We start from the raw sequence: 10,770 nt of genomic DNA, 5'->3' as shown, positions 1-10,770 counted from the left end.
CAGTCCTGCACCCACGGTCCGAAGACCGGTGTCCACTGGCGGATCTCCACACCCTCGATGACGCCCGCCTCGGCGTAGGGATCCTGGGTGAGGACGTCCTCGACGGCCGCCTGCGACTCGGCATACACGAGAAGCAGGGCACCGGGACGCTCCTCGTCGAATGGGCCGGCAGCCAGGATCACCTTCTCGTCGAACAGGCGGGAGAGCCACGTCCGGTGCTGCGGGCGGGTCTGCATCCGGGTTTCGGTATCAGAGCTGTAGGTGTACTGGACTGCGAAGACGGCCATCAGGTCTCCTTGCTCGACGGGCCCGCTGTGCGGGAATAAGGCGGCGGTGATCTCTGGTTAGAGTGTACGGTAGACCGTTCCCCACACTCCCAGAGGAGACATGCGTGCCGACGCTGCCTGAGATACCGAGTGACCACGCCGACCCGGACACTCTGTTCTCAGCCTTCTCCGATTACGCCGCTGAGCAGGGAATCGAACTTTACGAGGTACAGGAAGAGGCCATCCTCTCCGTCCTCACCGGCGACCACACGATCGTCGCGACACCGACCGGCTCCGGCAAGTCGATGGTCGCCCTCGCTTCGCTCTTCGCCGCCCTCAACACCGGCCGCCGCGCCTACTACACCGCCCCGATCAAGGCACTGGTGAGTGAGAAGTTCTTCGACCTCACCGCCGCACTGGGAGCCGAGAACGTCGGCATGATCACCGGTGACTCCTCGGTCAACTCCGATGCCCCGATTATCTGCGCGACCGCTGAGATCCTGGCCAACCAGGCGCTGCGCGAAGGCGCCGAACTCGACGTCGAACTCGTCGTCATGGACGAGTTCCATTACTTCGGCGACCCGCAGCGCGGCTGGGCCTGGCAGGTGCCGCTGCTGGAGATGCCGCAGACCCAGTTCGTGTTCATGTCCGCCACGCTCGGCGACATGTCCCACATCAGCGCAGACCTCAGCGAACTCACCGGCCGCGACGTCACCCTCGTGACATCGGCGACCCGTCCGGTGCCGCTGGAGTACAGGTACTCGGAGGAGCCGCTGCATGAAACGCTGCGCCAGCTCATCTCCAAGGACCGTGCACCGGTCTACATCGTCTCCTTCGCCCAGGCCCAGGCCGTGACCCTGGCCGGCAACATCGTCAGCGCCAACCTGTGCTCACGTGAGGAGCGGGAGGCGATCGCCGCAGAGATCAAAGGCTTCCGCTTCTCCAAAGGGTTCGGGCAGATCCTCAAGCGCCTGCTCAGCCACGGCATCGGCGTTCACCACGCCGGCATGCTGCCCCGCTACCGCCGGCTCGTCGAACAGCTCGCCGGCGCCGGGCTGCTGCGCATCATCTCCGGCACCGACACCCTCGGCGTCGGCATCAACGTGCCCATCCGCACTGTGCTGCTGACCGGGCTGGCGAAATTCGACGGCCGGCGCATGCGCCGGCTGACGGTGCGCGAGTTCCAGCAGATCGCCGGGCGTGCCGGGCGGGCCGGCTACGACTCCGTCGGCTACGTCGTCGCGCAGGCCCCCGAACACGTCATCGAGAACCAGAAGGCCCTCGCCAAAGCCGGCGACGATTCGAAGAAGCGGCGCAAGGTCCGCAAGCAGCAGCCGCCGACCGGATTCGTCGGCTGGTCCAAAGAGACCTTCGACCAGCTCACGACCGGCCAGCCCGAAGAGCTGCGCTCCCACATGCAGCTCAACCATGCCACGATCCTCAACCTGCTCTCCAGGCCCGGCAGCGGCGTGCACACGATCCGCCGGTTCATCGACGCCACCCACGAGACAGCCGCGGCGAAGATCGACCTGTACCTCAAAGCGCTCAAGATCGGGCGCGCGCTGCTGCGCTCGGACGTCATCCGCCGGGAGGTCACCGACGCCTCGGGACCGGACGGCGAACCGGAGGTGCGCTACGTCCTGCAGCGCGACCTCGGCCCCCACTTCGCACTCAACCAGCCGCTCTCGCCGTTCGCGCTGGCCGCCCTCGACCTGTTCGACCGCGACGGGGACGACTGGGCGCTCAACGTGCTCTCGATCATCGAGGCGACCACCCCGGTGCACTTCACGATCCTCAAGGGCCAGCTCGACCGGATCAAACAGGAGGAGCTCGCTGCGCTCAAGGCCGACGGCGTCGAGTACACCGAGCGGATGGCGATCCTCGACGAGCTGACCTACCCGCAGCCGAACGCCGAGATCCTCGAAACCGCCTTCGACGCTTATGCCGAGACCTCGCCGTGGGTGCGCGAGGTCGGGCTCGAGCCCAAGGCGGTCGTCGCCGACATGATCGAGCAGTCGATGAACTTCTCGCAGTTCGTCGCCTACTACCGGCTCGCCCGGGTCGAAGGCGGACTGCTGCGCTACCTCATGGACGTCTACCGGGCACTCGTGCAGAACGTGCCCGCCGACGCCGTCGACGAGCGCCTGCAGGAGATCATCGACTGGCTCGGTGAGCTCATTGCCCGCGTCGACTCCAGCCTCGTCGAGGAATGGGAGGCGCTGCGCACCGCGGGCGGGGGAGACGAGGACGAACCGGCGCTGCTGCCGGCCGCCGCACAGACGCTGAGCTCCGACCGCAGGCGGTTCACCTCGCTGATCCGCAATACGATGTTCCACCGGGTGCTGCTGGCCGAACGCGCCGCCTACGACCACCTCGGCGAACTCGATGCTGACTCCGGCTGGGATGCCAAGGCGTGGGAGAACGCGATCGAGGACTTCTACGAGGAGTACGGCGATCTGCGCATCGATGGCGACGCCCGGAGTTCTGCCTATGTGCAGATCACCGAAGGCGAGGAGGAGTGGAGAGTCCGGCAGATCCTCGCCGACCCCGACGGCGACCGCGACTGGGCGATCACCGCCCGCGTCGATGTGGCCGCCAGCGACAGCGCCGGCGAAGTCGTCGTCGAGATCCTCGACGTCGGCCCGATGCGCTGAAATCACCGATGTCAGTGAAGGGAACTAAAGTACACACTGTGACTACTCAGACCGCGAATGCAGAGGCCGACCGCGGCGTATCGCACCTCGACACGCTGTGGGTCAAAGGGGCCCGGGCACACAATCTGAAGAACGTCGAGATCGCCATCCCGCGCGACTCGATGGTCGTCTTCACCGGGCTGTCCGGCTCCGGAAAATCCTCCCTCGCCTTCGACACGATCTTCGCCGAGGGCCAGCGCCGCTACGTCGAATCGCTGTCGTCGTACGCGCGGATGTTCCTGGGACAGATGGACAAGCCCGACGTCGACTTCATCGAAGGCCTCTCACCGGCGGTGTCGATCGACCAGAAGTCGACCTCGAAGAACCCGCGCTCGACCGTCGGCACCATCACCGAGGTGTATGACTTCCTGCGCCTGCTGTGGGCGCGCATCGGCACCCCGTACTGCCCGGAATGCGGTGAGCCGATCACCCGGCAGACACCGCAGAACATCGTCGATCAGCTGCTGACCCTGCCGGAGCGCACGAAGTTCATCGTGCTCGCCCCGCTTGTGCGCGGGCGCAAGGGCGAGTTCGCCGACCTGTTCGCCGACCTGCAGACCAAGGGCTTCTCCCGCGCCGTCGTCGACGGCGAGCAGGTGCAGCTGACCGATCCGCCGAAGCTGGAGAAGCAGTACAAGCACGATATCTCCGTCGTCGTCGACCGGCTCGTCGCCAAGGACGGCATCCGCCAGCGCGTCACCGACTCCGTCGAGACCGCGCTGGCAACCGCCGGCGGGCGCCTCGATGTCGAGCTCGTCGACGAGGGCACCACCCGGACGTTCTCGGAGAACATGTCGTGCCCGAACGACCATCCGCTCACCGTCGATGAGATCGAACCGCGCACCTTCTCCTTCAACTCACCGTTCGGCGCCTGCCCCGTTTGCGACGGCATCGGCACGAAGCTGCAGGTCGATGAGACGCTCGTCGTGCCCGATGAGGACCTCACCCTGGGTGAAGGTGCGATCGCGCCGTGGTCGAAGGGCAAGACGACAGCGAAGTACTTCAACCGGCTGCTCAAGGGCCTCGGCGATGAACTCGGCTTCGACCTGTTCACCTCGTGGAAGGACCTGAAGAAGTCCCACCGCAAGGCGATCCTCGAAGGCAAGGACTACCAGGTCCACGTCCGCTACAAGAACCGGTTCGGCCGCGAACGGACCTATTCGACCGGTTTCGAAGGTGTATTCCAGTACATCCTGCGCAAGCACGGTGAGACCGAATCCGACCACGCCCGGGAACGCTACGAGTCCTACATGCGGCAGGTGCCGTGTGCCGCCTGTGGCGGAACCCGCCTCAAGCCCGAGGCGCTGCACGTCAAGATCGCAGGCAAGTCGATCGCCGACGTCTCCACCATGGCCCTCGACCAGGCCGCCGAATTCCTCACCGGTCTCGAGCTCAGCGGCCGTGACGCGGCGATCGCGGCACAGGTGATGAAGGAGATCCGGGCCCGGCTCGGGTTCCTCCTCGACGTCGGACTCGAATACCTCAGCCTCGACCGCACCGCCGGCACACTCTCCGGCGGGGAAGCGCAGCGCATTCGCCTGGCCACCCAGATCGGCTCCGGACTTGTCGGCGTGCTCTACGTCCTCGACGAACCGTCCATCGGATTGCATCAGCGCGACAACCGGCGGCTGATCGAAACGCTGCTCAAGCTGCGCGACCTCGGCAACACCCTCATCGTCGTCGAACACGACGAGGAGACGATCGAGGCCGCCAACTGGATCGTCGACATCGGACCCGGCGCCGGCGAACACGGGGGAGAGGTCGTCTACTCCGGACCCGTCGCCGACCTCACGAAGGCCGAGCGCTCCATCACCGGTGCCTACCTCAGCGGCCAGCGCCAGATCGAGATCCCGACCCAGCGCCGCTCGGTCGACCGCAAGAAGATGGTGACCGTCCACCACGCCCGTGAGAACAACCTCAAGGACGTTACCGTCTCACTGCCGCTCGGCGTCTTCACCGCCGTGACCGGAGTGTCCGGTTCAGGCAAGTCGACGCTCGTCAATGACATCTTCTACACGCAGCTGGCCAACGACCTCAACGGCGCCAACCGCGTACCCGGCCGCCACAAGCGGATCACCGGTCACGAAGACCTCGACAAGATCATCCACGTAGACCAGTCGCCCATCGGCCGCACGCCGCGGTCGAACCCCGCCACCTACACCGGCGTGTTCGACCACGTGCGCAAGCTCTTCGCCGAAACCGAAGTCGCCCGCATCCGTGGCTACCAGCCCGGCCGGTTCTCCTTCAACGTCAAGGGCGGACGCTGCGAGAACTGCCACGGCGACGGCACCATCAAGATCGAGATGAACTTCCTGCCCGATGTCTACGTCCCCTGCGAGGTCTGCCACGGTGCCCGCTACAACCGGGAGACCCTCGAAGCGAAGTTCAAGGGCAAGACGATCGCCGATGTGCTCGACATGCCCATCGAGGAGGCCGCCGACTTCTTCTCGGCGGTCCCTGCCATCGCCCGGCACCTGCACACCCTGGTTGAAGTCGGCCTGGGCTACGTGCGCCTCGGCCAGCCTGCCACCACGCTGTCCGGCGGTGAGGCCCAGCGCGTCAAACTCGCAGCCGAACTGCAGAAACGCTCGCGCGGCCGCACCGTCTACGTGCTCGACGAACCGACCACAGGCCTGCACTTCGAGGACATCCGCAAGCTTCTGGGTGTGCTGCAGGGTCTCGTCGACAAGGGCAACACCGTCATCGTCATCGAGCACAACCTCGGCGTCATCGCCTCAGCCGACCACATCGTCGACATGGGGCCCGAAGGCGGACGCGGCGGCGGCACCGTTATCGCGGAGGGAACACCGGAAGAGGTGGCGGCCATCGAATCGTCCTACACCGGGCAGTTCCTGGCCGAGATGCTCGCTAACCGGACCTGACCGTGGATCCGAGCAAGTACCGTCCGGCGACAGGTGAGATCCCCACCCAGCCCGGCGTCTACCGCTTCCGCGACGCCGACCGGCGGGTCATCTACGTCGGCAAGGCGAAGAACCTACGCGCCAGGCTCAACTCGTACTTCGGCAACCCAGCCGCGCTTATGCAGCGGACCTTCACGATGGTCCACACCGCAGCCTCGGTCGACTGGACCGTCGTCAACAACGAAGTCGAGGCGTTGCAGCTGGAATGGACGTGGATCCGGGAGTTCCGCCCGCGATTCAACGTCATGTTCCGCGACGACAAGTCGTATCCGTACCTGGCGATCACGATGCAGGACGAATACCCGCGCGCCTTCGTCACCCGCGGCAGCCGCAAGAAGGGCGTCACCTACTTCGGTCCCTTCACCCAGGTGTGGGCGATCAAGGAGACCCTCGACCTGCTGCTCAAAGCCTGGCCGGTGCGCACCTGCACCGCCGGAGTGTTCCGCCGTGCCCGGCAGACCGACCGACCCTGCCTGCTCGGCTACATCGACAAATGCGCCGCCCCCTGCGTCGGCCGGGTGACACCGGAGGAGCACAGGCAGCTGGCCCGCAACATCGCCGACTTCATGCGGGGCAACACCGGTCAGTTCATCTCCAGCCGACAGCGCGAGATGGCCGACGCCGCACAGAACCTCGACTACGAGCGCGCTGCCGAGCTGCGTGACGAGATCCAGGCGCTTGAGAAGGTCCTCGACAAGAGCGCCGTGGTGCTGTCGCAGAATGTCGACGTCGACGTCTTCTCCATGGTCGTCGAGGAGCTGGAGGCCTCGGTGCAGGTGTTCCATGTGCGCGGCGGCCGCATCCGCGGCCAGCGCGGCTGGATCATCGAACGCCTCCAGGACCTCACGCCTGCGGAGCTGACACTCGACTACCTGCGACAGGCTTACAGCGGCATGGATGCCGACGCGATCCCCAAGGAGATCCTGCTCGACACCCTGCCCAGCGACGTCGAGCTCGCCACGACCTGGCTGAGCGAGCAGCGCGGAACGAAAGTCGAACTGCGGGTCCCGCAGCGCGGGGAGAAGAAGGCCGTGCTCGACACCGTGCACAAGAACGCCGAGCAGGCGCTCATGCGGCACAAGATGCAGCGTGCCTCCGACCTCACCACCCGCAGCGAAGCGCTGAGCGAGATCCAGCAGGCGCTGAACCTGCCGGAGCCGCCGCTGCGCATCGAATGCATCGACAACTCGCACATGTCGGGTCAGAACGTCGTCGGCTCGCTCGTCGTGTTCGAAGACGGCCTGGCCAAGAAACGCGACTACCGGCGGTTCTCCATCAGCGGTGATGCCGCGCGGGACGACACCTCGGCGATGTACGACGTCGTCTCCCGGCGTTTCTCCCGCTACCTCGAGAGCCTCGTCGAGGACGAGCCGGACGAGCGATTCGGCTACCGGCCCAGCCTGCTCGTCGTCGACGGTGCGCTGCCGCAGGTCAACGCCGCCGTGCAGGCGCTGAATGATCTCGGCATCACCGACATCTCCGTCGTCGGCCTGGCGAAGCGACTCGAAGAGGTGTGGGTGCCCGGTGATGAGTTCCCGGTCATCCTCCCGCGTGGCTCGGAGGGCCTCTTCATGCTCCAGCGCATCCGCGACGAGGCCCACCGCTTCGCCATCCGCTACCACCAGCAGAAGCGCACCCGAGCCCAGCGCTCATCGGCCCTCGACGGCATCCCCGGGCTCGGGGCGGCCAAGCAGAAGGCGCTGCTTAAGCACTTCGGCTCTGTCAAACGGATCCGGGCCGCCGCGGTCGACGATCTCACCGCTGCCCCAGGCATCGGTCCTGCCCTGGCGGAGAAGATCCACCGGACACTGAGCCCGGCAGCAGAATCCGATACTGTTGAGGCAGATGAGACCACTGCGGAAGGGACTGCCGATGACTGACGCCTCATCACCGGTTGCCATCGAGGCCACCGGCGACGACGTCGAGGTGCTGCTGCTGACCGGAATGTCCGGAGCCGGCCGTTCGACGGCGGCCAACGCCCTTGAGGACATGGACTGGTATGTCGTCGACAACCTGCCGCTGCAGATGATCCCGCCGCTGGTCGAACTCGTCGCCCGCGCCGACGGATCGCTGCCGAAGGTCGCCGTCGTCACCAATGTGCGCACCCGCCAGATGTTCTCCGAGCTCAACCAGACGCTCAGCGCCTACCGCTCGCAGGGCCTCAACATCAAGGTGCTGTTCCTCGACGCCAACGACGACGCCCTCGTGCGCCGCTTCGAATCCGTCCGCCGCCCCCACCCGCTGCAGGGCGAGGGCACCCTCATCGACGGCATCACCGAAGAGCGCAAGGCCCTCGCCCCGCTGCGCGACCAGTCAGACATCCTCATCGACACCAGCGACCTCAACGTCCACCAGCTGCGTGCCAACGTCCACTCCCTGCTCAGCGGCAGCGACAGCAACCAGCTGCGGATCACCGTGCAGAGCTTCGGATTCAAATACGGCGTGCCCGTCGACGCCGATTTCATGGCCGACGTTCGCTTCCTGCCCAACCCCTACTGGATTCCGCAGCTGCGCGGCCAGAACGGCACCGACGCACCTGTGCGCGACTACGTGCTCTCGCAGAACGGCGCCCTCGCCTTCGTCGACCGCTACCTCGGCGCGCTCGACGTCGTCATCGAAGGCTATGAACACGAGAATCGATCGCATATGACGATTGCGCTCGGCTGCACAGGCGGCAAGCACCGCTCGGTTGCGATGAGCGAGGAGCTCGGCCGCCGGCTGGCCGAGCGCACGACCGCATCGGTGACCGTGCGCCACCGCGACCTGGGACGCGAGTAGATGAGTCAGCACATAGGATTCTCACGTCCCGACCCGAGCAGCTACAGCCCCAGCGCCCACCGCCTCCACACCGAAGAGCTGCCGTTCGTCATGGCCGCGCGCCAGCGGCGCAGCACCGGCGGCCCACAGGTCGTCTCCTTCGGCGGCGGCCACGGGCTCTACGCTGCGCTGCGCGCTTTCCGGCTGCTGACGGAGAACCTCACCGCCGTCGTCACCGTGGCCGACGACGGCGGTTCGTCCGGTCGCCTGCGCCAAGAGCTCGGCGGCCTGCCGCCCGGTGACCTGCGCATGGCACTGGCCGCGCTGTGCGACGACGGCGAATGGGGCCGGGTGTGGCGCGATGTCATCCAGAGCCGGTTCTCCTCCGACGGCCCGCTGCACGACCACTCGGTCGGTAACCTCCTCATCTCCGCTCTCTGGCAGCTCCTCGGAGACCACGTCGAAGGCCTCGACTGGATGGCGCGCCTGCTGCGCGCCCACGGCCGCGTGTTGCCGATGTCGTCGCTGCCGCTGCGTATCGAAGGCGACGTCCAGTTCGCCCCCGATGCCGCGCCCGAGGTGGTGCAGGGTCAGTCGGCCCTGGCGGCAACGGACGGGCACCTGCGCGAAGTGCGGCTCGTGCCGCACAACCCGCCCGCCCGCGCTGAGACGATCGACGCCGTGCGGGCAGCCGAGATCCTCAACCTCGGTCCCGGCTCCTGGTATACCTCCGTCATGCCCCACCTGCTCGTCCCGGATCTCGCTGAGGCGATCTTCGCCTCAGATGCACTGCGCACCCTGACCCTCAACCTGCCCGGTGCGAAAGCCGAGACCCGCGATTTGAGCCTGTGCGATCACCTCGAATCACTGCACTCGCACGCCCCGCGGCTGCGCTTCGACTATGTTCTCGTCGACGAGGACGCCGCCCGGGCCGAACCGGAACTCGAAGCCAAAGCACAGCGCCTCTTCGCGGCGCGGCTGTGGACCCGGTCGCTGCGCGGACGCAAGCAGAGCCAGCACGACAGCCTCAAGCTCGCCGCCTGCTATCGCGACGTGCTGCTTGACGCTGGCATCACCGTCGACGAACAGTGGTGAGCAGCGGTGGACAATCGAAAGGACTCGACGCAATGGCACTGACAGCACAGGTCAAGGATGAGCTCGCGCGGGTGGCCATCACCCGCATCTCGGCCCGCAAGGCCGAGGTGTCGGCGATCCTGCGCTTCACCAACGCCCTGCACCTCGTCGCCGGCTCCATTGTCATCGAAGCTGAGGTCGACACCAACATCGTCGCCCGTCGGCTGCGCGCAGAGATCAAGTCGCTCTTCGGCCACACCGCCGACGTCGTCGTCATCGGCGCCTCCGGCATCCGGCGCGGCAGCCGCTACCTCGTCCGCGTCGCCAACGACGGAGCCGCCCTGGCCCGCCAGACAGGGCTCATCGACGGGCGCCTGCGCCCGGTGCGCGGACTGCCCTCGGCGATCGTCAACGGCTCGCTGGCCGACGCGCAGGCCGCCTGGCGCGGCGCGTTCCTCGCCCACGGATCCTTGACCGAACCAGGACGTTCGGCAGCCCTGGAGATCACCTGCCCCGGACCCGAGGCGGCACTCGCGCTCGTCGGTTCGGCCCGCCGCCTCGGCATCTCCGCAAAGGCCCGCGAGGTGCGCGGGGTCGACCGGGTCGTCATCCGCGATGGCGAGGCGATCGGCGACCTGCTGACGAACATGGGTGCCGAGGCCACCCGCCTGGTGTGGGAGGAACGGCGGATGCGCCGGGAAGTGCGCGCCACCGCCAACCGGCTGGCGAACTTCGACGACGCCAACCTGCGCCGGTCGGCCCGAGCGGCGGTCGCCTCGGGCGCACGCGTCGAACGTGCCTTCCAGATCCTCGGCGACGAGATTCCCGAGCACCTCAAGTACGCCGGCGAGCTGCGGCTCAAGCACAAGCAGGCGTCGCTGGAGGAGCTCGGCCAGCAGGCCGACCCGCCGATGACCAAGGACGCGATCGCCGGGCGGATCCGCCGACTGCTCGCCACCGCCGATAAGAAGGCTGATGAGCTCGGCGTGCCCAACACCGAATCGAGCCTGACGCCGGACATGCTTGAGGATGCCTGACACAGTTCATGTGAACTTCACA

7 protein-coding genes are annotated in these 10,770 nt (G+C 66.8%); 6 read left to right on the top strand and 1 reads right to left on the bottom strand.

What is annotated here, in order from left to right:
- The coding region (locus tag M3C25_RS09420) for a YciI family protein (protein WP_259856092.1) at nucleotides 1-287 on the bottom strand (287 nt) is incomplete at its 3' end.
- A 104-nt stretch (nucleotides 288-391) separates the two neighbouring features.
- Between M3C25_RS09420 and M3C25_RS09415 the strand changes: the two genes are divergently transcribed.
- From M3C25_RS09415 to whiA, 6 genes are all read left to right on the top strand, one after another.
- Nucleotides 392-2,920, top strand: coding sequence for a DEAD/DEAH box helicase (locus M3C25_RS09415; RefSeq protein ID WP_259856090.1), 2,529 nt, complete (start codon nucleotides 392-394; stop codon nucleotides 2,918-2,920).
- 8 nt (nucleotides 2,921-2,928) lie between these two features.
- A complete protein-coding gene (uvrA, locus tag M3C25_RS09410) occupies nucleotides 2,929-5,841 on the top strand; it encodes an excinuclease ABC subunit UvrA (protein ID WP_375545115.1) in 2,913 nt (970 codons plus the stop codon).
- A gap of 2 nt (nucleotides 5,842-5,843) precedes the next feature.
- A complete protein-coding gene (gene uvrC, locus M3C25_RS09405) occupies nucleotides 5,844-7,760 on the top strand; it encodes an excinuclease ABC subunit UvrC (protein WP_259856079.1) in 1,917 nt (638 codons plus the stop codon).
- Nucleotides 7,753-8,658 carry an RNase adapter RapZ gene (gene rapZ, locus M3C25_RS09400; protein WP_259856076.1) on the top strand — a complete coding sequence of 302 codons (906 nt, stop codon included), beginning with the start codon at nucleotides 7,753-7,755 and terminating at the stop codon, nucleotides 8,656-8,658. The genes uvrC and rapZ overlap by 8 nt, the downstream gene beginning before the upstream one ends.
- Nucleotides 8,659-8,748: 90 nt before the next feature.
- Nucleotides 8,749-9,732, top strand: coding sequence for a gluconeogenesis factor YvcK family protein (locus M3C25_RS09395; RefSeq protein ID WP_165884768.1), 984 nt, complete (start codon nucleotides 8,749-8,751; stop codon nucleotides 9,730-9,732).
- A gap of 32 nt (nucleotides 9,733-9,764) precedes the next feature.
- Complete coding sequence (gene whiA, locus M3C25_RS09390) at nucleotides 9,765-10,748, top strand: DNA-binding protein WhiA (RefSeq protein WP_165882893.1); 984 nt, start codon at nucleotides 9,765-9,767, stop codon at nucleotides 10,746-10,748.
- The last annotated feature ends 22 nt before the right edge of the window (nucleotides 10,749-10,770 follow it).

This window comes from Brevibacterium luteolum (genome assembly GCF_025147615.1).
GTDB classification, from domain to species: domain Bacteria; phylum Actinomycetota; class Actinomycetes; order Actinomycetales; family Brevibacteriaceae; genus Brevibacterium; species Brevibacterium luteolum.
This window is presented reverse-complemented; position numbering and strand designations above follow the sequence as displayed.

Bases quoted from the DNA above. Each gene is read 5' to 3' on its own strand.
- uvrA (WP_375545115.1), top strand. From the start codon at position 2,929: ATGTCAGTGAAGGGAACTAAAGTACACACTGTGACTACTCAGACCGCG.
- rapZ (WP_259856076.1), top strand. From the start codon at position 7,753: ATGACTGACGCCTCATCACCGGTTGCCATCGAGGCCACCGGCGACGAC.
- M3C25_RS09395 (WP_165884768.1), top strand. From the start codon at position 8,749: ATGGCCGCGCGCCAGCGGCGCAGCACCGGCGGCCCACAGGTCGTCTCC.
- whiA (WP_165882893.1), top strand. From the start codon at position 9,765: ATGGCACTGACAGCACAGGTCAAGGATGAGCTCGCGCGGGTGGCCATC.